A 24740-nucleotide genomic window follows, 5' to 3' on the forward strand; every position below is an offset into this window, starting at 1 on the left:
CGGTCTCGGACCGGCCCCCGCTTTTTTATTTGATGGTAATGAGCAGCTCGCCGGCCTTCACCGCGCCGCCCTCTTTGATGAGCACCTGGTCCACGGTGCCCTTCATCCGGGCCACCACGGAGGTCTCCATCTTCATGGCCTCGATCACGGCCAGAACCTGGTTCTCCTCCACGGTGTCGCCGGGCTTCACGTTCACCTTGGACACCATGCCGGGGATGGAGGCGCCCACCTGGCTCTTGTCGGAGGGATCGGCCAGGTTGACCTTCCGCACCTGGGCGGTGGCGCTCTTGTCGGGCACCGCCACCTCACGGCGCATACCGTTGAGCTCGAACTGCACGTTGCGGGTGCCGTCCTCGTTCAGGTCGCCCAGGCCCAGGTACTTGATGACCAGGGTCTTGCCGTCCTCGATGTTGATTTTGTTGGTCTCGCCCAGGGCCATGCCGTTGAAGAACACATGGCTGCCCATGCGCATGATATAGCCGTACTCCTGCCGGTGGCGGTAGAAGTCCTCCACCACTTTGGGATAGAGGCACCAGGAGAGCACATTGTGGTCGGAGGCGTCGTCGTAGAACTTGCGGACCTCCTCCCGGGCCTTCTCGAAGTCCACCGGAGGCAGCAGCTCGCCGGGGCGGCAGGTGATGGGCTCCTCGCCCTTCAGCACCACCCGCTGGAGATCCTCGGGGAAGCCCCAGGCGGGCTGGCCCATCATGCCCTTGAAGTAGCTCACCACCGAGTCGGGGAAGGTGAGGGCCTCACCCCGCTCCACAATGTTCTCGGGGGTCAGGTCGTTCTGCACCATGAAGATGGCCAGGTCGCCCACCATCTTGGAGGAGGGGGTCACCTTCACGATGTCCCCCAGCATGTGGTTGACGGTGGTGTACATCTCCTTCACCGCCTCAAACTGGTGGCCCAGGCCGATGCTCTCCACCTGGCTCTTCAGGTTGGTGTACTGGCCGCCAGGCATCTCGTAGCGGTAGATGTCGGTGGAGGGATTCTTAATGCCCGCTTCAAACTTGGCGTAGCGCAGCCGCACGTCGGCCCAGTAGTCGGACAGAGCCTGCAGCTTGTCAGGGTTCAGGCCGGTGTCCCGCTCCTGCCCCTGCAGGGCGGTGACCACCGCGTTCATGGAGGGCTGGCTGGTCATGGAGGACATGGAGTCGATGGCGCAGTCCACAATGTCCACCTTGGCCTCGGCGGCCATCAGATAGGCGGCCACCTGGTTGCCAGAGGTGTCGTGGGTGTGCAGGTGGATGGGAATGCCGATCTCCTGCTTCAGGGTGGATACCAGCTTCTTGGCGGCGTAGGGCTTCAGCAGGCCGGACATGTCCTTGATGCACAGCAGATGGGCCCCACGCTTTTCCAGCTCCTTGGCCATGTTGACATAATACTCCAGGGTGTACTTGTCCCGCTTGGGGTCCAGGATGTCGCCGGTGTAGCAGATGGTGGCCTCGCACAGCTTGCCTTGGTTGAGCACTTCGTCCATGGCGATCTCCATGCCGGGGATCCAGTTCAGGGAGTCGAAGATGCGGAACACGTCGATGCCCGACTTGGCGGCCTCCTTGACAAAGGCCCGGATCAGGTTGTCGGGGTAGTTGGTGTAGCCCACGGCGTTGGCGCCCCGGAAGAGCATCTGGAAGGGGATGTTGGGGATCTTCTCCCGCAGCAGCCGCAGCCGCTCCCAGGGGGACTCGTGGAGGAACCGGTAGGCCACGTCGAAGGTGGCGCCGCCCCACATCTCCAGGGAGAAGCAGTCGTTGAGGATTTCCGCGGTGCCCTCGGCGCACTTGAGCATATCCCGGGTACGCACCCGGGTGGACAGCAGGGACTGGTGGGCGTCCCGCATGGTGGTGTCGGTGATGAGCAGCTTTTTCTGGTTCAGCACCCAGTCCCGCACCGCCTCGGGGCCCTTCTCATCCAGCAGCTGTTTCAGGCCGGTACACTTGGGGGGTGTATTCTCATAGGGGGGGAACCGGGGGATATCCAGCTGCAGCCGCTCGGCGGAGGGGGAGTCCACCTGGATCTGGGCGATATACTTGAGTACCTTGGTGGCCCGGTCCCGGCCGGTGTCGATGTCGAAGAGCTCGGGGGTCTCGTCGATAAACTTGGTGTGGCACTTGCCCGCCTGGAAGGTGGGGTGGGCCAGAATGTTGGTGACGAAGGGGATGTTGGTCTTGACGCCCCGGACGTGCTCCTCGCTGATGGCCCGCATGGCCTTGCGGCACACCCCCTCGAAGGTGTTGTCCCAGGAGGTGACCTTTACCAGCAGGGAGTCGTAGTAGGGGGAGATCTCGGCGCCGGTGTAGGCGTTGCCGCCGTCCAGACGGACGCCGAAGCCGCCGCCGGAGCGGTAGGCGGTGATCTTGCCGGTGTCGGGGGCGAAGTTGTTGGCCGGGTCCTCGGTGGTCACCCGGCACTGGAGGGCGTAGCCGTTCATGTGGACGGCCTCCTGGGAGGGGATGCCGATGGCGGGGGTGGACAGGGGGTGGCCCTCGGCGATGAGGATCTGGGCCCGTACCAGGTCGATGCCGGTGACCATCTCGGTGACGGTGTGCTCCACCTGGATGCGGGGGTTCATCTCAATAAAGTAGTGGCTGCCGTCCTTGTCCACCAGGAACTCCACCGTGCCGGCGGAGACGTAGCCCACGTGCTTTGCCACCTTTACCGCGTCCTCGTACAGCTTCTGGCGGGTGGCCTCGGGCACGCTGAAAGCGGGGGCGAACTCCACCACCTTCTGGTACCGCCGCTGGAGGGAGCAGTCACGCTCATAGAGGTGGACCACATTGCCGTACTTGTCGCCCAGGATCTGCACCTCGATGTGCTTGGGCTCCACCAGGTACTTTTCAATAAAGATGTCCTCGTTGCCGAAGGCCTTCTTGGCCTCGCTCTTCACCAGGTTGAAGGCGGGAATGACCTCCTCCGGGGTGTCGCAGCGGCGCATGCCCCGGCCGCCGCCGCCGCCGGCCGCCTTCAGGATGATGGGGAAGCCGTAGCTCTTGGCCTTCTCCAGGGCCTCCTCCCCGTCCTTCAGTGGCTCGGTGGAGCCGGGAATGGTGGGCACGTTGCAGGCCTTGGCGATGGCCTTGGCGGTGAGCTTGTCTCCCATCTGCCCCAGGATCTTGGAGGAGGGGCCGATGAAGGTGATCCCCGCCTCCTCACAGGCCCGGGCGAAGTCGGCGTTCTCGCTCAGAAAGCCATAGCCGGGGTGGATGGCGTCCACATTCCGGCGCTTGGCCAGGTCGATGATGGAGGGGATGTCCAGGTAGGCTCCCAGGGGGGACTTGTTCTCGCCGATGAGGTAGGCCTCGTCCGCCTTGGTGCGGAACAGGGCGAAGGTGTCCTCGTTGGAGTACATGGCTACCGTATGCAGCCCCAGGTCGTAGCAGGCCCGGAATACCCGGATGGCGATTTCGCCCCGGTTGGCAACCAGGACCTTGTTAAACTTGCACTCTGCCAATGCTGTCCTTCCTTTCTGAATAAATTTTGTCATAATCTGTCAAAAAAATCACAAAGATGCCGGCGGTCACATTCCGCCGCCTGTGCCGTGCAACGCCCGTGCCGCACAGCAAATACCAGTTATATACCGATTAAAAATATTATATCTGTACGGTGAAGTTTTTGCAATCATTTTTCATGTAAATTGCAAAAGTTGGCGGGTAGCACAGGAAACCGACAGATGGCCAGAGGCCTTTGTTGCGCTTTCACAGGGGACGGCCTTCATTGACTTTTCCCGGCGCACGTGTTATATATAGGGAACATATAGGATAGCCCGCCGGGGCTTTTATTGTGCAGTAGGCCTGTGTTGTACAACACAGGCCTAAATTTTTGCAGGTGATTTTGTGAGAGATAAGGGCTGTTTTCATAACTTTGTCAAGTATGCGTCCCTGAATGTGCTGGGGATGCTGGGGCTGTCCTGCTACATCCTGGCCGACACCTTTTTCATTGCCAACGCGCTGGGCAGCAGGGGACTGACCGCCCTCAATCTGGCCATCCCCATATACAGCTTTGTCCATGGCTGCGGATTGATGATCGGCATGGGCGGCGGGATCCGGTTTGCCATCCGGAAGTACCAGGGGGAGCGGAGAGAGTCCGACATGATCTTCAGCCACGCGGTTGGCCTGGCGGTGGGGTTTGCGGCGTGCTTTCTGCTGGCGGGCCTGCTGCTGTCCGGCCGGATCGTGGCCCTGCTGGGGGCGGACCGGAGCATCTTTGATATGACCCGGATCTATGTCCGCATGGTGCTGCTGTTCTCCCCTCTGTTTCTGCTCAACAACGTGCTGCTGGCCTTTGTCCGCAACGACGGGGCGCCCCAGCGGTCCATGGCCGCCATGGTGGGGGGCAGCCTGTCCAATGTGGTGCTGGACTATGTGTTTCTCTTTCCGTGCCGCATGGGCATGTTTGGCGCGGTGCTGGCCACGGGGCTGGCGCCGGTGGTCAGTATGCTGATCCTGTCCCCCCATATGCTCCGGAGGCGGAATACCTTCCATCTGGTGCGGTGCCGGTGGAGCCGGACGGTGACCGCCGGAATCTTCTCGGGCGGCGTGCCCTCTCTGATCACGGAGGTGTCCGCCGGGGTGGTGATCCTGGTGTTCAACGGGATTCTGCTGGCTATGCAGGGGAACGTGGGGGTGGCGGCCTATGGGGTGATTGCCAACCTTTCCCTGGTGGTGACGGCCATCTATACCGGCATCGGACAGGGGATCCAGCCCATCCTCAGCAGCAGCTTCGGCGCGGGCAACCGGGAGGATGTGCGAAAGTTGCTGCGGTATGCCCTGACCGCCATGCTGCTGCTGTCGGCGGTTCTGTACGGGGCGGTCTGGTTCGGGGCCTCCCCCATCGCCGCCGCCTTCAACAGCGAGGGCGACCGCCTGCTGCAGGCCTTTGCCGAGGAGGGGCTGAAACTCTATTTTATCGCCTGCCCCTTTGCGGGCTTCAATATCATCCTGGCGGTCTATTTCGCCGCCACGGAATACGCCCATCCCGCCCGGATCATCTCCCTGCTGCGGGGATTTGTCCTGATCCTTCCCATGGCCTTCGCCCTGTCTGCCGGATTTGGCATGACCGGGGTGTGGTGCGCCGTCCCCGTTACCGAGGCCCTTGTGGCCGGGGTGGGAGCGCTGTATTGGAGCAGAGGAGACCGGCAGATGCTTGTACGGACATAGGAAATATGCTACACTGAGCCAAAAGGGGGGAGAGACATGCCGCTGCGCTTGACCGACAGCCTGCGGACCCTGCCGGGGGTGGGCCCGGCCCGGGCCGGGAGCCTGGAGAAGCTGGGCCTGCAGACGGTGGAGGACCTGCTGGGCTATTATCCCCGCGGCTATGAGGATCGGCGGCTGGCGGCCACCATCGCCTCCGCCCCGGCGGATGTGCCGGTGTGCCTCACCCTGATGGTGGCGGAGGAGCCCCGGCTCTCCCGTATCCGCAAGGGGCTGGAGCTGGTGAAGGTGCGCCTGGTGGACGACACCGGCAGTCTTACCGCCACCTTTTTCAACCAGAGCTATCTGAAAAACGCCCTGCGGGAGGGGGAGAGCTACGTCTGCTTCGGCCGGGTGGAGGGGACGTCCAACCGCAAGCAGATGACCAACCCGGTGTGCGAGCGGGCGGACCGGGTGAAGTACAACGGGCGGATCCTGCCGGTGTACCACCTGACCCACGGTATCTCCAACAACTTTCTGGCGGGGCTGGCCCTGCAGTGTGTGGAGGACTGCGCCGGCCAGGTGGAGGAGGCCCTGCCCCACGAGCTGCGGCAGGCCCACGCCCTGGCCACGGTGGAATTTGCCTGCCGGAACATCCACTTTCCCAAGGATGAGACCGCCCTGGAGGTGGCCCGCCGCCGGCTGATCTTTGAGGAGCTGTTCTCCCTCACCTGCGGCATGGCCCTGCTCCGCCACCGGCGGGACCGGGCGGCGGGGCGCACCTTCCTTATTCCGGATGTGGAGGACTTTCTGGCCCTGCTGCCCTTCCACCTCACCGGGGCCCAGCGGCGGGTGATGGAGGAGATGGCCGCCGACCTGTCCTCCGGCGTGCCCATGAACCGGCTGGTCCAGGGGGATGTGGGCTCGGGCAAGACCATGCTGGCGGCCTACGGCGCCTGGGTGACGGCGAAAAACGGCTGCCAGTGCGCCCTGATGGCCCCCACAGAGCTGCTGGCCGAGCAGCACTACCGCTCCCTGGTCCCCCTGCTGGGGCAGGCGGGGCTGCGGGTGGGCCTGCTCACCGGGGCGGTGAAGGGAAAGGCCCGGAAGGAGCTGTACGCCGCCCTGGAGGAGGGGACCATGGACCTGGTGATCGGCACCCACGCCCTCATCAGCGAGGGGGTGGCCTTTGCCAACCTGGGGCTGGTGGTCACCGACGAGCAGCACCGCTTCGGCGTGGCCCAGCGGGCGGCCCTGGCCGCCAAAGCGGCAGTGCCCCCCCATGTGCTGGTCATGTCGGCCACCCCCATTCCCCGCACCCTGTCCCTGGTGATCTACGGGGACCTGGAGGTGTCGGTGGTGGACGAGCTGCCCCCCGGCCGCAGTCCGGTGGCCACCTACGTGGTGGGGGAGGACAAGCGGCAGCGGATGTACAACTTTGTCCGCAAGCTGGTGGGAGAGGGCCGGCAGGCCTACATGGTCTGCCCCGCCGTGGAGGAGGGGGAGGATGGTGAGGACGGCCAGGGCCTGGACCTGAAGGCCGCCGTATCTTACGCCCACACCCTCCAGACCCAGGTGTTTCCCGACCTGCGGGTGGGTCTGGTCCACGGGAAGATGAAGAGCAGGGAGAAGGAGGCGGTGATGACCGCCTTTGCCGCCGGGGACCTGGACGTGCTGGTGTCCACCACCGTCATCGAGGTGGGGGTGGACGTGCCCAACGCAGCCCTGATGGTGGTGGAAAACGCCGACCGGTTTGGCCTCAGCCAGCTCCACCAGCTCCGGGGCCGGGTGGGCCGGGGGAAGCATCAGTCCTACTGCGTGCTGGTCACCGCCACCCGCAACCCCGACAGCCGGGAGCGGCTGCGGGTCTTGTCAAAAACCAACGACGGGTTTAAAATAGCCGAGGAAGATCTGCGCCTCCGGGGTCCCGGCGACTTTTTCGGGGAGCGGCAGCACGGTCTGCCCCAGCTGTCCATCGCTGATCTGACGGGGGACATGCGGGTGCTGAAGCAGGCCCAGGGGGCGGCGGAGGAGCTGCTGCGCTCCGACCCGGACCTGAGCCGGCCGGAGCACGCCGGACTGCTGGAGCGGGTGCGCAGGCTCTTTGCCGACCACGGCGATATGTTTAACTGACAAAGGAATGAGACAAGACCATGGACAGAATGGAAGAGACCAAGGCCCTGCGGGCCAGGACGGATGTGCATTACAACTGCTGCCAGTCGGTGCTGGTGCCCTTTTGCAAAGAATGCGGCCTGAGCCATGAGCAGGCCTACCAGCTGGGGGCCCATTTTGGCTCCGGCATGCGGCACGGCTCCACCTGCGGGGCGGTGACCGGGGCCCTGATGGTGCTGGGCCTGGCCGGCCAGGGGCAGGAGGCCTCCAACCTCCTGCTGCGGAAGTTCCGGGAGAAGAATCAGGTGCTGGACTGTGCCGGGCTGCTGGCCCTGGCCAAGGAGCGGGGAGAGGTGCGCAAGCCCCACTGCGACCGGATGGTATATGACGCGGTGGAGCTGCTGGAGGAGCTGCTGCCCGACCGGATGTGAGCAATGAAAGCGCCCCCCGCGCCGTTGGCGCGGGGGGCGCTTTTGTACAGGTTATCTGTGGCGGCGGGAGCCGGTGTACCGGGAGCGGCGGCCGCCTCCGCTGTGGGAGCCGTAGCGGCCCCGCCGGCTTCCGAAGAGCAGCCGGCGCACCACCAGGAAAGCCACCGCTACCAGGATCACCACCAGCAGCACCTTCACCCACAGCTGGCCGAAGAACTTTTCCAGCCGGTCCAGCCGGTAGAGCCAGGGGTCCCGCTCCACCGACATGCTGGCCACCAGAGGCAGGGTGCCGTAGGTCTGATCGTTGAAGGAGACCGAGATGGTGCCCAGCTGCTGGCCCTGCTCCACCGGGGCCTCCACGCTCTGGGCGTTGAGGGTGTAGTTGTATTCCAGATCCTCTGTGGAGACGTCATTGGGCAGCAGGGCGGAGATCTCCCCCTGAGGGGCTAGGGTGACGTAGTTGGTGTCCTTGCCCAGGGTGACCTCCACCTCCGGGATGTCCCGCTTGGTGGCGTCCAGCATAACTTGCCGGGAAAAGTTCTTGAAGCCCCAATCCAGCAGGCGGCTGGACTCGCTGAAGTAGGTGTACCCGGCGCTGCCGGTGGCCCCCTCCTCCCGCTCACAGCCCATGACCACCGAGATCAGGTTCCGGTCCTCCTTGGTGGCCGAGGCCGCCAGGCAGTAGCCCGCCTCCGGGGTGGAGCCGGTCTTGATGCCGGTGGCGTAGGAATAGAGGTAGCCCAGGTAGCGGAAGTTGGAGATGAGGGCGTTGGTGGTGCGGATCTCCCGCTCCTCCGGGTGCAGATTGGTGGCGGGCATGATGTAGCTCTTGGAGGCGACGATGGTGCGGAAGGTCTCGTGCTTCATGGCCTCCTTGCTCATCAGGTATACGTCGTAGGCGGTGGTGTAGTGGTTGTCGTCGTGGTAGCCGTGGGTGTTGGCAAAGTGGGTGCCCGTCATGCCCAGCTCGGCCGCCCGCTGGTTCATCAGCTCCACAAAGCTGGCCACATCCCCGCTCACCGCCTCCGCCATCACATTGCAGGCCTCGTTGGCCGAGGGCAGCAGGGCGGCGTACAGCAGGTCGATGATCCGGATTTCCTCCCCCTCCTTGATGTCGGCGGTGGAGGCGTTGTCCCCAATGCCGGTGTGGATGGCGGGACCGGCGGTGACGGTCTGCTCCAGGGTGAGCTTGCCGGCGTCCACCGCCTCCAGGGTGAGCATACAGGTCATCACCTTGGTGATGGAGGCGGGGTACATCTTCTCGTGGGCGTTGAGCTCATAGAGAATTTCGTCGGTGTCCGGGTCCACCAGGACGGCGGCCTTGGCGTCCACCACCATGCTGTCCAGGATGTCGCTGCCGCTGCTCTCCCCGGCGGCCAGGGCGAAGGGCGAGACCAGGGAGAGGGCCAGAAGAAGGGTGAGAAGGAGAGAGAGCAGTCTGGATTTTTTCATAGGAAACTCCATTTAAGTATGATATAATAAGGTTGTGTATTTGATTATACCAGACCCCACACTGGGACGCAACGGGGGAGAAGGTTACAAAATCATGAAGATTTCAAAAGTGGAATTTGCCGCGGTTCTCCTGGCGGCGGTTTTTCTGGCCTTTACCGGCGGCTGGTTTCTCCGTGGGGCTACCCAGGCCCAGCCGGTATGGGTGGAGACCGAGCGCACCCTGGCCCAGGAGACGCCCATCGTGTTTACGCCGGCGCCCACAGAGACGGCAGCGGCGCCGACGGATACACCGGCCGCTCCGTCCGCCGCCGGTGCCAACACGGGGAAGGTGGACCTGAACACCGCCACGGCGGAGGAGCTGATGACCCTGCCGGGCATCGGGGAGAAGCGGGCGGCGGATATCATCGCCTACCGGGAGGCCAACGGCCCCTTCCGCATCCCGGAGGATCTGACCCGGGTCAGCGGTATCGGGGAGGGGATTCTGGCCGGGCTGATCGACCAGGTAACGGTTTCACAAGAGGAGGAAACACCTTGAAAATATTGGTAGTGGATGACGAGCGGGTGCTGGTCAAGGGCATCAAATTCAACCTGGAGAGCGAGGGCTACCAGGTGGAGGCGGGGTACGACGGGGAGCAGGCGGTGGAGCTGGCCCGGGGCGGCGGCTTTGACCTGATCATCCTGGACCTGATGATGCCCAAGATTGACGGGCTTCAGGCCTGTATGCGCATCCGGGAGTTTTCCAACGTGCCCATCATCATGCTCACCGCCCGCAGCGAGGACGCCGACAAGATCATCGGCTTTGAGTGCGGGGCGGACGACTATATCACCAAGCCCTTCAACATTTTGGAGCTGAAGGCCCGGGTGCGGGCCCTGCTCCGCCGGGCGGGGATGGCGGCCCAGCAGAGCGGCGCGGGGAGCAAGCTGACCATGGGCCACATCGTGCTGGATCCGGACGCCCGGGCCGCCTGGAAGGACGGTAAGAGCGTGGATCTGACCGCCAAGGAATTCGACCTGATGGAGCTGCTCATGCGCAACCCCGGCCGGGTGTACAGCCGGGAGAACCTGCTCAACGTGGTGTGGGGCTACGAGTACGCCGGGGATTACCGGACAGTGGACGTCCATGTCCGCCGCCTGCGGGAGAAGCTGGAGCTGGACCCCGCCAATCCGGAGTATATCCTCACCAAGTGGGGTGTGGGCTACTATCTGAAACATGGATAAGCGGGAGAGCCAGGGACGGCGGGTGCCCTTCTGGCGCTCCCTGCAGACCAAGTACGCCCTGACCTATGTGGTGATTGTGGCGGCGGTGGTGGTGCTGCTGAATACCTACCCGGCGGTGGTGTCCCAGAATCTGGCCTACCGCTCCAAGCGGACCTCCATGCAGAATCAGGCCTCGGTGCTGGCCTCCGCCCTGGCCACCGGGCCGGAGGCCCTGACCGCCGACAGCGCCACCCGGACGGTCAACCTGCTGCTGGGCAGCCTGGGGGTGAACCGGGTGGTGGTGACCGACCCCGCCGGCCGGGTGCTGTGCGACGTGCGGGATGGGGTCCAGCAGACCGATACCGTGGGGCAGTACGCCCTGTTCTGGGAGGCGGTCACCGCCCTGAAGGGCAACAACGTGTTCCGGGGGGACTACGCCGACGGGGTCTTTTACAGCTGGGCGGCGGTGCCTGTCACCTACCGCTCCATGACCCAGGGGGCGGTCTATCTCTATGAGTATGACGCTGAGCAGGGGGCCATGCTCCAGGGCATCCAGAACAACCTGCGCACCATCTCCATTGTCATTGCCCTGGTGACCCTGGTGATGGGCGTGGTGTTCTCCAAGGCCCTCACCCGGCGGATCGCCCAGCTGCTCAGCGCCATCCACACCGTACGGCAGGGGGAGTACAGCCACCGGGTGGACATGCGGGGAGGCGACGAGCTCAGCCGCCTGGCCGACGAGTTCAACGAGCTCACCGGCCGGCTCCAGACCACCGAGGAGGTGCGCCGCCGGTTTGTGTCCGACGCCTCCCATGAGCTCAAAACCCCGCTGGCCTCCATCCGCCTGCTCACTGATTCCATCCTCCAGGCCGACCATATGGACAGCGACACCGCCCGGGAGTTCTTGATCGACATTGGCGAGGAGGCCGAGCGGCTCACCCGCATCACCGAAAAGCTGCTCACCCTCACCCGGCTGGACACCGCCCATGAGGTCCAGACCGTGCCGGTGGACGTGGGGACGGTGGTGCGCCGGGTGGAGCACATGCTCACCCCCCTGGCCCAGGCGGCGGAGGTGAAGCTGGAGCTCTCCCTCCAGCCCGGCTGCGTGATCCGGGCCACCGAGGACGATCTGTACCAGGTGGCCTTCAACCTGATGGAAAACGCGGTGAAGTACAACCTGCCCGGCGGGACGGTTATCGTCACCCTGTTTACCGAGGGGAACACGGTATGCCTGCGGGTGGAGGACACCGGCGTGGGCATTCCGGAGGCCGACCTGCCCAAGATCTTTGACCGGTTCTACCGGGTGGACAAGGCCCGCTCCCGTGCGGCGGGAGGTACCGGGCTGGGGCTGTCCATTGTCCGGGACACCGTGCGGCAGCACGGCGGTACCATCACCGCCCGCCGCCGGGAGCCGGAGGGCACCTGCTTTGAGGCGCGCTTTGCCCGCTGGCGGGAGGAGGGGGAGAAGGAATGAGAAAACGGGTGCTTTCTTCTCTTGCCCTCTGCCTGCTGGTGGTGGGCCTGTGTGGCTGCTCCCAGCGAAGCGGCGGAGGCAAGGCGGGAGATTATCAGATTTATTATTCAGCCCTGCCCAACCAGAACGCTCCCCTGGCGGTGGGGTGTGAGACCTGGACCCCGGAGACAGGGGAGCAGATCATCCCGGGCCTGCTGGAGGCTTTGCTGGCCGGTCCGGAGGACCCGGAGCTGGCCTCCCCCTTTCCCGACGGCACCCGCCTGCTGGGATGGACGCTGGAGGAGGGGTGTCTCCGGTTGGACCTGTCGGAGCAGTACGGCGACCTGACGGGGATCGACCTGACGGTGGCCGACTGCTGTCTGTCCCTCACCCTCTGCCAGGCGGAGGGGGTGGAGTCGGTGTATGTGACGGTGGAGGGAAGTGAAATCCCCTACCGCCCCATCCAGAAGCTGACCGAGGCGGACATCCTGACAGCCGTCTATGAGGCTGGGACCTGACCTCCTCCTTGACAAAGGCGGGCCGCCGGGTGTAACATACATCATTATTGCATAGATATCCACACAGAAAGGAAGTTCAGACCCATGAGCCAACACCGCATCAGTACCCAGTGCCTCCACGCGGGCTACACGCCCGGCAACGGAGAGCCCCGCAACATCCCCATCATCCAGTCCACCACCTTCCGCTACACCACCGGGGAGGCCATGGGCGCCCTCTTTGACCTGGAGGCCAGCGGTTATTTCTATACCCGCCTGCAGAACCCCACCAACGACCACGTGGCGGCCAAGATCTGCGCTCTGGAGGGGGGCTCCGCCGCCATGCTCACCTCCTCCGGCCAGGCGGCCTCCTTCTATGCCATCTTCAACATTGTCTCCTGCGGGGAGCATGTGGTGTGCTCCTCCTCCATCTATGGCGGCACCTATAACCTGTTTGCCGTCACCATGAAGCGGATGGGCATTTCCTTCACCTTCGTGGATCCCGACTGCTCCGAGGCTGAGCTGGAGGCCGCCTTCCGGCCTGAGACCCGGGCGGTGTTCGGGGAGACCATCGCCAACCCGGCTTTGACGGTGCTGGATATCGAGAAGTTTGCCAAGGCGGCCCACGCCCATGGCGTGCCCCTGATCGTGGACAACACCTTTGCCACTCCGGTGAACTGCAACCCCTTCCGGTGGGGGGCCGATATCATTACCCACTCCACCACCAAGTACATGGACGGCCACGCCAACGCGGTGGGAGGGGCCATTGTGGACTCCGGCAAATTTGACTGGACCGCCCACGCCGACAAGTTCCCCGGCCTGACCACCCCTGACGAGAGCTATCACGGCATCACCTACACCGAGCGCTTCGGCCTGGAGGGGGCGTATATCACCAAGGCCACCGCTCAGCTCATGCGGGATCTGGGAGCCATCCCCTCTCCCCAGAACTGCTACTATCTGAACATCGGCCTGGAGACCCTGCCCCTGCGGGTGGCCCGCCACTGTGAGAACGGTCTGGCGGTAGCCAAGTTCCTCAAGGACCACCCCAAGGTGGCCTGGGTACGCTATCCCGGCCTGGAGGGGGACCCCTATTACGAGCGGGCCCAAAAGTATCTGCCCAACGGCACCTGCGGCGTGGTGTCCTTCGGCGTGAAGGGCGGCCGGGAGGCGGCCTCCAAATTCATGGCCGGGCTGAAGCTGGCCTCCATCGCCACCCACGTGGCCGACGCTAAGACCTGCACCCTCCATCCCGCCTCCACCACCCACCGGCAGATGACCGACGAGGAACTGGCCGCCGCCGGGGTGTCCCCGGATCTGGTGCGCCTCAGCGTGGGCATTGAGGATATCCACGATATCCTGGAGGATGTGGACCAGGCGCTGGCCGGGGTGTGAGCCATGTATGTGAATCCTGAAGTTTATACGGGCCCTCCGGCGGAGAGCCGGGACCCCAACGAAATGGCGGTGTACGCCTTTTTGGACCAGCTGGGGATTGCCTATCTCCGGTGCGACCACGATTACGCCAACACCATGGAGGACTGCAAGGCGGTGGAGGCGGTTCTGGGAGTACCCATCTGCAAGAATCTGCTGCTGACCAACCGACAGCAGACCGACTTCTATCTGCTGCTGATGCCGGGGGACAAGCCCTTCAAGACCAAGGATCTGACCAAGCAGCTGGGCTGCGCCCGGCTGTCCTTTGCCACTCCGGAGCAGATGAAACAGCTGCTGGGCGCCGCTCCCGGCTCGGCCAGCGCCTTTGAGCTGATGCACGACAAAGAGGGTAGGGTCCGTCTGGTGATCGACCGGGAGCTGCTGGCGGGGGAATGGCTCAGCGGCCACCCCTGTTTTTCCACCTCCACCATCCGGCTGAAGCTGACGGATTTTCTGGAGCGGTTTCTGCCCGCCGTGGATCATACTCCCACTGTGGTGGACCTGCCCTGGCCGGAGGTGGAGAACCTATAGTAGAAACAAAACCGGCGCGGAGATAAACCCGCGCCGGTTTTTCTTGCATTTATTTATTATATAAACTAAAATGGAAATATATAACCCGTCACATGCGAAAAACTAGAAAAAAAGTATGGATTAGTTCCATATAATTGAGGGTTATACGGAGTTTTTATGAAAATTTATTTAATTAATTGGAAAAGTAGGCGATATAAGTAATGAGGGAAAAAGTCCGCGGCTGTTGGAGTGTATGACCGCTCTGGCGGCGGGATAGAAATGGAATGTTTGCAAAGGCAGAGAAATGTGCCTGTCCCATCACAGGAGGAGCACAGCCTGTACCGTCCGGCAAGGGAAGGGCCGGATGTGGTTGTGTGGATCGGATGCGGCACGTATTGCGTCAAGACAGGTGGAGCGGAACTGCATCATCGACATGGCGGATGGTTTCACCGCCCATCTGAATCGGGAGAAAGGAGGATGTACCTTGAACTCGCTTACCCAGAAGGAGATTCAGGATATTTTAAACTGCGCCATGCAGGATATTACCAACCGCATGACCAGCATTTCCCCCTGCGAGCATGATGCCGCGTTCTCCGGCGACATCTGTACGGTCCACACGACCTTTGAAGGGGGACACCATGCCACCTTGACGCTGTATATGGACATGGCGCTGCTGCAGCGTTTGACACAGAGAGTCATGCAGCAGAATCAGGTCGAGCTACAGGACGTAGAAGACTTTACCAAGGAGTATTTCAATGTAATCTGTGGGCAAGTGGCATCCAAACTGTTTCAGACAGCGCACATCAGATCCCGCTTCTGCATACCAAGATTTTGCCGGGGCCGCTATGTGCCCAAAGATGAGGGAGACTGCCGGTGTGTGCTCAATTACGTCAGTAATTGCAAAGAAGGCGTACAGTTGATACATCAAATCTTGCCTATTTCCTCATAATAAGATATAATAGAGGGCAAGCTGGATCGTTGAGAAGGAGCGATACAATATGGGGAAGAAAATTATGGTAGTGGATGATTCCCGAATTGTCCAGTTGCAACTGCAGAGAATCTTGTCTGATACAGATTATGAAGTGGTAGCCTGCTGCCAGAGCGGAGAAGAAGCTCTGAGCCTGTACGAGCAGGTGCATCCGGACCTGGTGACGATGGATATTCTGATGCCCGGTATGGATGGGCTGGAGACGGCCCGGACCATCCTGCAAAAGCACCCGGAGGCCCGGATCCTGATGGTATCCTCCTTGGCTTATGACGATACCATCAATGAGGCCAAGGATATCGGCGCCAAGGGCTTTGTCTATAAACCCTTTGATCCGGAGCAGATTGTCATGTCCATGCAGAAGGCTTTTTCAGAATAACCGCACCGGAGGAATATGTACATCCGAACCGTAAAAAATACCCGTCATCTGGAAGCAAGAGCTGCTTCAGATGACGGGTATTTTTTCTCAGGAAGAGGCAGAACCGTTTCCACGGTGGAGAAGGGCCGACTTCAACTCGTTGACCAGGGCCGGCGGCGCGGCGTCAGCGGCGTCCTGGTTGGTGCTGACAGCCTTCTGCAGCTCACTGCGGAGCACCAGAACCTCCTTGGGGGCGCAGATACCGATATTTACCTGCCCGCCAGGCTCAATGGACAGAACGGTGACGCTGATGTGGTCGTCGATCACCAGGGACTCGCCCACTTTGCGGCTCAGGACCAGCATCAGCCCACCCCCCCGTTGGAGAATTCATCCAGCCGATGACGCATGTGGTAGGCATCGGTATCCAGAATCACCTGCATACCCCGGCGCAGATCGGGATTGATCACCAGCGGGCAGCGCAGATTGAGAGTACTGGCCCCTACCGGCTCCCGCACCACACACATGACGTAGTAGCACAGATCCTCGCTGCGGGAGACCTCCATCATGTGCAGCTCCTCATGGGAGAGGATGGGGGTGTAGTCCGGCTTGAGAGAAAAGGGATTCATGGCGATAAACGCGGGAGAGGGCGCAGCCAAGCTCTGCAGACAGAGCATATTTCCGTCGCTGCCCTCAAAAGGCAGCAGCAAAAAAGATTTCTCTGTCTCAAACCCAAACAGTCCGTTGGGGAAGGTCAACACGTCCTCCGGGGCGTAGTCGATCCGCCCGAAATATTTGGTGTCCAGCTGCAAGAGGGTTCCTCCTTTTAGGCGTTAACGTCGATAGGCTCGTAATTAGGGTCGGCAGAGGGGGGCACATACAGCGGGCCGCCCACATACTTGATGATCACATCCGGTTGCTGGGTTACAGTGAACTCAATATCGCCGGGAACAAAGGTAAAGCTCATCTGCTCCATGCGCCAGTCAAAGTTCAGCTTATCCATCTCATAACGGATGCTCATTTCGCCGCCGTCCCAGCTGATATCCGGGCCTACGGTGGGTAAAAAGTCGATGTTCACGTTGGTGGGATTGCCAAGGTTCTGCTGTTTCGCCAGCTGAGGGATCACGTCCTGGTCGATGCGTGCCTCCATCATCATACGGCCCTCCCTGGCCATTACGGCAGTGGCCTGATAGGCTCCCTGCCTACCTGCTTGGGCCTGCTGCTGGATTAAAGTAGCTGTGGTGGGGGTTACGGAATTGCGGGCCTCAAAGCTGTCAATGTTCACCCTGATGGGTTGGCTGCGGATGCTCAGTCCATTTTTGTCCCGGGAGATCTCCATCTGGGCTGTGCCGCGGGCATACTCCAGGTGGGCATTGGTGACTTTCATCTGGATTTCAATGGGGACAGTTTTGATCTCGATCAGCGGATACATGACCTGAAAGACTCCTTTCCTGCACCTCGCACGGCGCAAATTAAATGTCCCTTAACGGGCAGATTAGTTCAGATAATCCATCAGAGACTGGGGAATGACGTTGGCGCCTACCTGGATGGCGGCGTTGTAGCTGGTCTGAGCCCAGGAGAGGGTCAGAATGGCCTCTACCTCGTCAATATTCTCAATGCTCTGTCGCTCGCTGTTAAGTGCGTCAAAGGTGCTCTCCAGCTGCGTCTTGTTGGTTTCCAAGTATTTGGCTTTGGTGTCCAGGGCGGTGTGCTGCTTGCTGACCGCGTCCTGGGCGTCACGGAACTTGTTGACCAGACGCTGAGCATCCTCATAATCGCCGGCAGGGCCCCAGGTCTTGGTCTCTTCGTTATAACCCTTAAAAACTTCGGCCGCCCGGAGCATAATGGAGACAATGTTCTTGGGATCGCCGTCCTCGTCAAAGCCGGTGCCGCCGATAAAATCGGTGCCCCGGATGGCGGCGTCAAAGGCGGTGGAATCAATGACGTTTCCGTCCTTGTCCACCTCAAAGCCCTTGCCGATATCCACATACAGGTGCTCCGCGTTCCACTTGTCCAGCATGTCCTGGTTGGTCATCTTGTCGCCGTTCGGGTCGGCTGGGTCAACCGGGACCGGTTTATTGTTTTCGTCCAGATAGACTTTATCATAGTAAGTGGGGTCCGGATCATCCAGGCGAATGCCGCGGTAGGTGAGATAGTGCTTATCCCCATTGACCGGATCTTCCACAGTCTCTATGGCGAAGGGGGGATTCTGGGTATCAGCGCCGCCGAAGATGTAGTCGGTGCCGTATTTGCTGTTCAGGCTCTGCACCATGGACTCCGCGCCGGAGAGGATCACATCGCCGAAGGTGTTGCGGACGGTGGCGTTGGGGTCGTTCAGACCGGCGATCAGGGGTGTCTCGGCCAGATCCTGAGACAGCTTATCAAGAAAGTCATCAGCAATATCCCAGGCGGAGGAGAACTTGTTGTACACCATGGTGTTGTTGGAGGCCTGGGCGTTGGTGGCGTTCAGGGAACTGTGAATCTTGAACGCACGGGTAGCCGCGGCGGGATCCGCGGCATAGGTGTCAAAATTTCGCTTGGTCATCAGCTTATTCATGGCGGAATAGAGCTGATTGGAAGACTTCATCAGATTGTTTTGGTATGTATACAGGGTACTGTTGGTGGTAATGCGCATCATAATCCATTCACCTCAAATCCAAAAGCGGGTTTACATGGCCAGCAGAGAGTCCAGCGCGGTATTCAACGTGGTCATCAGCCGGCAGGCGGCGGAATAGGCCTTCTGATAGGTCATCAGGCTTGTGGCCTCATCGTTCAGATCCACGCCCATTACGCTGTCACGGTCTACATAAATGTCGTTAGCGGTAACGAGATGATTGTTGAGCACAGCGTCGGTGGTCATCTGATCCTCTGCCAGTGTAGACTGGATCCGCAGCAGCATATTTTCAAAGGAGCCGGTATAGGCATCGCCCGCGGCGCCCGGGTTAATGTTGCCGGGGAGGAAGTCGATATCTTCCCGATTGAACAGATCCAAGAACTTGGCCAGCTGGGAGGTATCGCCGCTGGGAGCGTTGGGGTCATCCGTGGCCTGGATGGAAACCTTATCATTGCTCCAGTCGAAGGAGACGGAGATATTGGCGGCGGTAATATTGCTCGTATCGTTGCCCGAGCTGCTGTTGCTGAACAGAACGCCGCTGCCTTCAAGGCCGGTGTCATTCAGCTCGTTCATCGCCTCGGCAAAGGTCCGGGCCAGATTGTCCAGGGTCATCCGATAATAGGGAATACCCCGCTTAGAGGAGGCATCCGGATCCACAGTGGAGTCAGCGGGGGAATTTGCGGCAGCCAGCGCGGAGCCCAGCGTGCCGTTAAGGTCACCGGCGTCCACCGAAGGGCCGGCGTTGCCAACAGTGACGGAATATTCGCCGGTTGCGGGGTCCTGTACCTTCTGCAGCTCGGTAACGGTCTGATTGGACAGGAGCGTTTCCTTGTTGCCGCCTGCCAATTGAATGGTAAACGACGTAGGCGTTTCCGTGGCCTCAACGTCTACATAGCCTTCCAGTTCTGTGAGGAACTGCTGACGCTCTGCAATGGCCGCATCAATTGTAGCCTGATCCCCGCCGCCATAGATCACGGCGTTCAAAGCTGCGATCTGATTCAGAATATCGTTGACCCCATCCACATTGCTCTGCAGCGCCTTATCAAGGGACTCGGGAGTAGTGGAATACTCACCCTTCTCGGTGAGCAGCTCCCGGAGGGACTGGAGGGAACCGTACAGGTCGTTGTCCAGCAGCACGATATCCCCCTGCAAAGTAGGATCAGGATGAGCTTCACCCTTTGTGTTGGTCAGGCCGCTGAGGGTGATATTGTAACGACCATCGTCCGAGCAGTCAAGATGTGTAGCGTACTCGCCTTGTACCAGCGTGTGGTTGTGGGGCGGGTCGTTGGCCAGGGTGATGGTCAATTCCTCAATTTCGGTGTCCGCTCCAATATCTTTCATTCTGTACTTTACGTCTACCTTGACATACTCGTTCAGCTTATCCAGCAGCAGATTCCGCTGATCCCGCAGTTCCAGACCCTCGTCGCCCCGGATATCGGCATTGCGGATGGCCACATTCAGCTCCTGAATATTTTTCAGGATATTATTGACCTCAGTGACTTCCTGGTCCAGCTTATCCTGGTAGGTCTTATCCAACTGCTCCAGCTTGCTGGCATAAGAGTTAAAAAGGCTGGCCAAGGACTTGGAAGACTCCCGAATCAGGCTGTTGTAAGTACCCACGCCGTTGGTGATGGCCTCGTTGATCAGATCCCGCAGGTCGTTGAGCTGGCTGAGGATCACGCCGTCGTCCTGCTCCAGATCGCCCTTGCCCACTTCGTCCAGAATGGTGGCCAGATCGTTCAGGCCGCCCAGCTTGGCGTTGGCGCTGCCCACGTCGGCCACAGCCTTGCGGTAGGAGATGTCAAGGCCGGGGTCCCGCAGCTGGTCCACGCCCGCCACCACGGCGCCCTGGCCGATACGGGTCTTATAGCTGGAGAAATAGCGGTCGGCGGCGCCGGGGATCAGGCTGACCTGATTCAGCCGCTGGCGGGTGTAGCCCTCCGTGTTGATGTTGGTGATGTTATTGCCTGTTACGTCCAGGCCCTTTTGGGCGGCATAGATACCCAGCCGCACGGTACCGAAGGAGCCAAATGTACCCATGCTGTCGTCCTCCTCAAGCTCTAAAATCTGTTGTATGCGCCGGACCCTTCTCCGACGATTTCCGGGCGGCTGGTCCGCCCCGTTCCAATTGCCGCTCAATTTTGCGCAGATCGCTTTCCATCAGGGTACGGGCGGCGCCCTGCGCGCTGGAAAGAACCTGATAGGTCCGCATAAGCCGTTCCACCGTCTGCTGGGTTTCGCTCCGCAGGGCGTCGGGGGCATGACGGGGCAGCTCCCGCAAAGGAATCTGTTCCAGACCCAGCTGCTTGAGCAACTGGTTTCTGCGCTGTTCCTGCCCCCGCAGGGACATGGTGGCCGCCTGTTCCTGCTTCATGCAGGCGTCCAGCGTATCCAGATCACCGGCCTGAACCGCCGCGATTTTCTTCTGCTCTACAGCGTTCAGATCTGTCAGCTCCTGGTGGAGTTTTTGCAAAAAAGTGAGATAATCTTTAAATTCCATACTGATTCAGCGGCCCTCCAACAGCAACATGCGCGCCGCGATTTCTCCGGGATTAGCCTGATAGGTCCCGTCAGCTACCTGCTGGCGCAGCGTTTCAATCTCCTGATGGGTGGGGCGGATGCGAACCTGCCGGGAGATCTGCCCCACTGTTTCCTTCACTCGTTTTTCCATCTCATCCAAGTGGGAGGAAAACTGGACCTGATCATACCGCTGCTCCGACGTCTTGACGGACGCCGCGCCATTTTTTCTGGCGTAAGACGAAACACCTCCGGCGGAATAAATGCCGGTGGGATAAATCGGAGCCACCACAGCAAGCCCTCCCTTTCCTAAAAATTTTGGTTTTTTGGGGCCAGAGTACGGGCCGCCATACCTTTCAATATATATATCGTCCATTCCTCTTATAAAATAAGGGCAAACGAAAAAAAACCATGCTTTTGTGCTGGGAATAATTTTTGCAAACCTCTTATCTTTTTTCTCTATTGGTCGATATGTTTAATGGGGTTTATATCCGGCAGAAGCATGATTTATGCAAAATTTGGAAAGGAGCATACTAAGAGATGAAATATGAATTAACAGACGATCTGCTCACTGGCAACGCTCTGATTGACTCGGAGCACCGGGAACTGTTTGCAGCGGTCAACAATCTGATGGATGCCTGCACACAGGGCAAAGGCCGGGATCAGATCCAGAAGACGGTTCAGTTTTTGGGGGACTATGTGGCCAAGCACTTCCGGGATGAGGAGGGCCTGCAGACCAAGAGCAATTATCCCGGATATCCGGCTCACAAGCAGTTCCACGACGGGTATCGCCGCAAGCTGGCGGAGACCACCCAGGTACTGACACGGGAGGGACCCTCTGTGAAGGCGCTGGGCGACCTCAATGGTGTGGTAGCCATCCTGGTTTCCCATATCCGCACGGAAGATAAGCGCCTGGCCCGCCACATCAAGGGCTGATGCTCCTGCCGTTCCATAGAAGAAAAGACATCCCCGGAAACCCTTGGGTTTCCGGGGATGTCTTTTGTCTTATGTTATTCGTCCAGGCTGAAATCGCTCTGGTCGCGCAGGGTAAACTTGGCAACCAGTTCCTTCAGCAGGTGGGACTGGCCGGACAGCTCCTCGCTGGCGGCAGCGCTCTCCTCCGCGGTGGCGGAGTTGGTCTGCACCACGCTGGAGATCTGGTCGGTGCCCTCGGTGACCTGGTGGATGGCCTCGGTCTCGGAGACAATATTCTCGGCCACCTCGTTCATGTAGCTGACCGCCTTTTCTGCCAGCTCCATGGTGGAATTCAGGGCTGCGCTGACGTCCTCGGTCAGCTGGCTGCCCCGTTCCACGTTGGCAGTGGAGCGCTCGATCAGCTCCTTGGTCTGCTTGGCGGCCTGGTCGGACTTGGAGGCCAGGCTGCGCACCTCGTCGGCCACCACGGCGAAGCCCTTGCCGGCGCTGCCGGCCCGGGCGGCCTCCACGGCGGCGTTCAGAGCCAGGATGTTGGTCTGGAAGGCAATGTTCTCAATGGTCTCAATGATCTGGCTGATCTCCTGGTGGCCCTTGAGAATGTCAGCCATGGCGGAGCGCAGGGCGCCCATCTTTTCGTTGCTGGCCACCACCTGGCCGCCGGCCACATGGGAGCTGTCCTGAGCCAGTTTGGCGGCCTCGGCGTTTTTCCGGGAGGTGTCGTCAATGTCGTTGATGGTGGCAGACAGCTCCTGTACGGCGCTGGCCTGCTCCGTGGCGCCCTGAGCCAGGGCCTGGGCGCCGGAAGAGACCTGCTCGGCGCCGGCGGAGACCTGCTCGGCGGCGGTGTGGATCTGGGACATGGTTTCGCTCAGACGGTTTTCCAGATCCTGTACGGTGGTCAGCACCTCCGCCATGTCGCCCACGTACAGGTCACGGTGCTGAGAGCGGACGTTCAGGTTGCCGCGGGACATTTCGCCCAGCAGATAGCCGATATCCTGAATAATACCCTGGAGGAGATGGACAATCTCTCCGGTGGCCTCACTCAGCTGGCCAATCTCATCTCTCCGGTTGAAGGTGGGGACAGGGGAGGCCAGGTCGCCCTGCTCCAGGCCCTGGATGCGCTGGACACACAGGCGGATGGGCTTGCCCAGCCCGTTGGCAACCCGAATGGAGAGGACGACGGCGGCCACTACCACAGCGGCTACCAGAATGGCGATAATAACGATGTTGCGGTAGGTAGTGCCCATAAAGTCGGAGACATAGACGTTTACGGCCAGGCTCCAGCCGTCGGTGCCGGGCACAGGGCTGTAGGCCAGATATTTGCTCACGCCGTTGTAAGTATATTCACCGAAACCGGTCTCGCCCGCCACCATTTTGCTCTCGAGGGCGGCCAACTCCGCCAGGGAGGCATTGGTCTTGGCCTCTTCCACAGTGTTTTCCTGGTTCATGACGTTGTCCATATTGATGTGAGCGATGGTATTGCCGTTCTTGTCCAGCATGTAGGCGCCGCTGTTCTCACTCACCTCAATGGTAGCCATAATATCGTTCAGGAAGGTCTCCTTGGGCACGAAATAGACCACACCGGCAACCCGGCTGTTGGGGATACCGTCCTGCCACAGGGGAGCGGCCACCATCAGAGACAGCTCGCCGGTGACCTTGCTGACCGTGGGAACAGAGATGTAGACGTTGCCCTGCATGGCCTGCTGGAAATACTCCCGGTCGGCGTAATTATTGCCGTCAAACAGGCTGTTGCCGGAGGTGTTCAGAACGTTGCCGCGCACCATGCCATACTCCTCCACCCATTGGTCCAGGATGGCCTTTTTCTCCGGTATGGTAGCGGTTACGCTGCTGAGTTCAGGGACCATGCCCAAGGCTTCCGCGGTATACTCATAGGACTGGATTTCATAGGATACCCGGCCAGCGGACAGGGAAGCAATGGCGAGCATACTGCTTTGCAGCGTGGACTGGCTGCTGGAGTAGCTCATGAAAATGCCGACGCCGCCGCAACAAACAGCTGCCGCTGTGGCGATGCTCAGGATATAGAGCAGAAGCTTTTGACGGATACTTTTCATACATTCATTCCCTCCATGTTTTCAGCATTGTCTGCCGTACATTCACACGCACAAAATCATTTTATGTGAGGGCATTTGAAACAGGGGCACTTAAGAGAGCAGCAGAGTGGCTTCGCCGGTCTCTCTGTCCAGTTGATAAATCTGTCTGCCCGGCTCTCCGATCAGATAGGTGGATACATATTGATGGGTGTCCGCCGTATAGACATTCAGGCTCAGACAGGTTTTTCCGTCCAGAACAGCCAGCCCCTCCTCTGGGAAAATAATGTAGTTGGACATGTCGGTCCCTTCCAGTCCGAGGGTGGATGGGGCTTGAGACTGGAGGTAATTGGTTGCCTCCTCCAGCGTCATGGAGTCCTCCTCCTTCTCGGGCAGCTTGGCTCCCTCCTCCAGCTTGGGAGAAATGGTGCAGGAGGTCTCATCCCAGGAGATGGACAGCTGGAACAGTCCGTCGCCGGAGGAGCTCTCCTTTGCCGCCACCACCGTGCCGGTGTCAGCGAACTTCTGGTCCTCCGGGAGCAGCTGGTTATCCTCGTCCAGCAGTACGCATTGCTGGTTTTCCACCAGGTCCTTGGCATAGCTTTGCGCCACGTCCTTGCCGGAGGTAAGGGCCTCGTAGTGGAAGCTGATCAGGCCGTCGTCATCCTCTGTGGTTTCATACTGGAAATTCTCCTCCAGCGTGACCAGTTGATTCAGTGCGGGGAGGGTATCCTCTCCCGCGGAATAGGATTCTACCGGCTGTGGGGTGTCGCCGCCGCATCCAGCCAGAAGCAGAAAGGCCAGCGCCCACAAAAATGGCAGATACTTGTGTCGTTTCATGTTATGATTCCACCGCCTCATTGTTCAAAACCAATATCTACCCGGTCGCCGTTTTGCAATACCTGCTGAAAGATGCAGTCCGTGCCGTTGACCCGCAGAAAAATAGGCGACTGGGCATTTTTAAAGTCGATCCCCGTGCGCTCCAGCAGGTCCATCACGTAAAACGGTGCACCATCTGGTTTGGGCGGCAGGGTGATCTCCGCTCCGTTTAAAATAACGGAGCAGGCGGGAAC

The 24740-nt window shown here is 60.5% G+C and carries 23 protein-coding genes and 1 pseudogene; 12 read left to right on the forward strand and 12 right to left on the reverse strand.

The annotated features are described in order from the left end of the window. Positions 1-25: 25 nt before the first annotated feature. Complete coding sequence (locus B5F88_RS04495; protein ID WP_087342119.1) at positions 26-3454, reverse strand: pyruvate carboxylase; 3429 nt, start codon at positions 3452-3454, stop codon at positions 26-28. A 382-nt stretch (positions 3455-3836) separates the two neighbouring features. Between B5F88_RS04495 and B5F88_RS04500 the strand changes: the two genes are divergently transcribed. Genes B5F88_RS04500 through B5F88_RS04510 form a run of 3 tightly spaced genes read left to right on the forward strand, consistent with a single transcriptional unit; the run spans position 3837 to position 7678 of the window. Then, positions 3837-5159, forward strand: a complete 1323-nt coding sequence (locus B5F88_RS04500) for an MATE family efflux transporter (RefSeq protein WP_242959632.1) — start codon at positions 3837-3839, stop codon at positions 5157-5159. Positions 5160-5195: 36 nt separating this feature from the next. Beyond that, positions 5196-7268, forward strand: coding sequence for an ATP-dependent DNA helicase RecG (gene recG, locus B5F88_RS04505; protein WP_087342121.1), 2073 nt, complete (start codon positions 5196-5198; stop codon positions 7266-7268). Between the two features lie 20 nt (positions 7269-7288). Beyond that, complete coding sequence (locus tag B5F88_RS04510) at positions 7289-7678, forward strand: C-GCAxxG-C-C family protein (RefSeq protein ID WP_087342124.1); 390 nt, start codon at positions 7289-7291, stop codon at positions 7676-7678. Positions 7679-7729: 51 nt separating this feature from the next. Here the strand turns inward: B5F88_RS04510 and B5F88_RS04515 are convergent, their stop codons facing one another. Then, positions 7730-9130: a D-alanyl-D-alanine carboxypeptidase family protein gene (locus tag B5F88_RS04515; RefSeq protein ID WP_087342126.1), complete on the reverse strand. Its 1401-nt coding sequence runs from the start codon at positions 9128-9130 to the stop codon at positions 7730-7732. A 94-nt stretch (positions 9131-9224) separates the two neighbouring features. Between B5F88_RS04515 and B5F88_RS04520 the strand changes: the two genes are divergently transcribed. The 8 genes from B5F88_RS04520 (at position 9225) to B5F88_RS04555 (ending at position 15576) form a co-directional block, all read left to right on the forward strand. Beyond that, positions 9225-9665, forward strand: a complete 441-nt coding sequence (locus B5F88_RS04520) for a ComEA family DNA-binding protein (protein ID WP_087342128.1) — start codon at positions 9225-9227, stop codon at positions 9663-9665. Further along, on the forward strand, positions 9662-10348 hold the full coding sequence (locus tag B5F88_RS04525) for a response regulator transcription factor (protein ID WP_087342129.1): 687 nt from the start codon (positions 9662-9664) through the stop codon (positions 10346-10348). The genes B5F88_RS04520 and B5F88_RS04525 overlap by 4 nt, the downstream gene beginning before the upstream one ends. Continuing rightward, on the forward strand, positions 10341-11801 hold the full coding sequence (locus B5F88_RS04530; RefSeq protein WP_087342132.1) for a HAMP domain-containing sensor histidine kinase: 1461 nt from the start codon (positions 10341-10343) through the stop codon (positions 11799-11801). The genes B5F88_RS04525 and B5F88_RS04530 overlap by 8 nt, the downstream gene beginning before the upstream one ends. Then, positions 11798-12298 (forward strand): GerMN domain-containing protein, encoded by a 501-nt coding sequence (locus B5F88_RS04535; protein WP_087342135.1) that lies wholly within the window; start codon positions 11798-11800, stop codon positions 12296-12298. Before B5F88_RS04530 ends, B5F88_RS04535 begins: the two co-directional genes overlap by 4 nt. 84 nt (positions 12299-12382) lie before the next feature. Continuing rightward, on the forward strand, positions 12383-13666 hold the full coding sequence (locus B5F88_RS04540) for an O-acetylhomoserine aminocarboxypropyltransferase/cysteine synthase family protein (RefSeq protein ID WP_087342136.1): 1284 nt from the start codon (positions 12383-12385) through the stop codon (positions 13664-13666). Between the two features lie 3 nt (positions 13667-13669). Further along, positions 13670-14233, forward strand: a complete 564-nt coding sequence (locus B5F88_RS04545; protein ID WP_087342139.1) for a prolyl-tRNA synthetase associated domain-containing protein — start codon at positions 13670-13672, stop codon at positions 14231-14233. Positions 14234-14696: 463 nt separating this feature from the next. Next, entirely contained in the window at positions 14697-15161 is a 465-nt protein-coding gene (locus B5F88_RS04550; RefSeq protein ID WP_162612110.1) for a chemotaxis protein CheX, read from the forward strand. 49 nt (positions 15162-15210) lie between these two features. Further along, positions 15211-15576, forward strand: a complete 366-nt coding sequence (locus tag B5F88_RS04555) for a response regulator (protein WP_087342145.1) — start codon at positions 15211-15213, stop codon at positions 15574-15576. Between the two features lie 87 nt (positions 15577-15663). Here the strand turns inward: B5F88_RS04555 and csrA are convergent, their stop codons facing one another. The 7 genes from csrA to B5F88_RS04590 form a co-directional block, all read right to left on the reverse strand. Then, positions 15664-15918 carry a carbon storage regulator CsrA gene (gene csrA / locus B5F88_RS21730; protein ID WP_087342147.1) on the reverse strand — a complete coding sequence of 85 codons (255 nt, stop codon included), beginning with the start codon at positions 15916-15918 and terminating at the stop codon, positions 15664-15666. Beyond that, positions 15918-16364 (reverse strand): flagellar assembly protein FliW, encoded by a 447-nt coding sequence (locus tag B5F88_RS04565; protein WP_087342150.1) that lies wholly within the window; start codon positions 16362-16364, stop codon positions 15918-15920. The genes csrA and B5F88_RS04565 overlap by 1 nt, the downstream gene beginning before the upstream one ends. Positions 16365-16378: 14 nt before the next feature. Next, the gene (locus tag B5F88_RS04570; RefSeq protein WP_087342153.1) at positions 16379-16984 is read right to left on the reverse strand and encodes a DUF6470 family protein; all 606 of its coding nucleotides are present in this window, start codon (positions 16982-16984) and stop codon (positions 16379-16381) included. Positions 16985-17047: 63 nt separating this feature from the next. Next, complete coding sequence (locus B5F88_RS04575; RefSeq protein ID WP_087342156.1) at positions 17048-18190, reverse strand: hypothetical protein; 1143 nt, start codon at positions 18188-18190, stop codon at positions 17048-17050. Between the two features lie 30 nt (positions 18191-18220). Further along, on the reverse strand, positions 18221-20206 hold the full coding sequence (locus B5F88_RS04580) for a flagellar basal body protein (RefSeq protein WP_087342159.1): 1986 nt from the start codon (positions 20204-20206) through the stop codon (positions 18221-18223). Positions 20207-20219: 13 nt separating this feature from the next. After that, positions 20220-20666: a hypothetical protein gene (locus B5F88_RS04585; RefSeq protein WP_087342161.1), complete on the reverse strand. Its 447-nt coding sequence runs from the start codon at positions 20664-20666 to the stop codon at positions 20220-20222. Between the two features lie 6 nt (positions 20667-20672). After that, the gene (locus B5F88_RS04590) at positions 20673-20975 is read right to left on the reverse strand and encodes a flagellar biosynthesis anti-sigma factor FlgM (protein WP_242959634.1); all 303 of its coding nucleotides are present in this window, start codon (positions 20973-20975) and stop codon (positions 20673-20675) included. A 248-nt stretch (positions 20976-21223) separates the two neighbouring features. On the opposite strand from B5F88_RS04590, the gene B5F88_RS04595 reads away from it, so the two are divergent. Next, positions 21224-21619: a hemerythrin family protein gene (locus B5F88_RS04595; RefSeq protein WP_087342170.1), complete on the forward strand. Its 396-nt coding sequence runs from the start codon at positions 21224-21226 to the stop codon at positions 21617-21619. A gap of 74 nt (positions 21620-21693) precedes the next feature. Here B5F88_RS04595 and B5F88_RS04600 read toward each other — a convergent pair whose 3' ends face one another. The 3 genes and pseudogenes from B5F88_RS04600 to B5F88_RS20610 all read right to left on the reverse strand — a co-directional run. After that, on the reverse strand, positions 21694-23691 hold the full coding sequence (locus B5F88_RS04600) for a methyl-accepting chemotaxis protein (protein ID WP_087342173.1): 1998 nt from the start codon (positions 23689-23691) through the stop codon (positions 21694-21696). 90 nt (positions 23692-23781) lie between these two features. Then, positions 23782-24507 (reverse strand): hypothetical protein, encoded by a 726-nt coding sequence (locus tag B5F88_RS04605; RefSeq protein WP_087342176.1) that lies wholly within the window; start codon positions 24505-24507, stop codon positions 23782-23784. A 17-nt stretch (positions 24508-24524) separates the two neighbouring features. Next, positions 24525-24740, reverse strand: a pseudogene (locus tag B5F88_RS20610) (cell division protein FtsA); the annotation flags it as partial.

It is taken from the genome of Flavonifractor sp. An306, assembly GCF_002159455.1.
Classification (GTDB): domain Bacteria; phylum Bacillota; class Clostridia; order Oscillospirales; family Oscillospiraceae; genus Flavonifractor.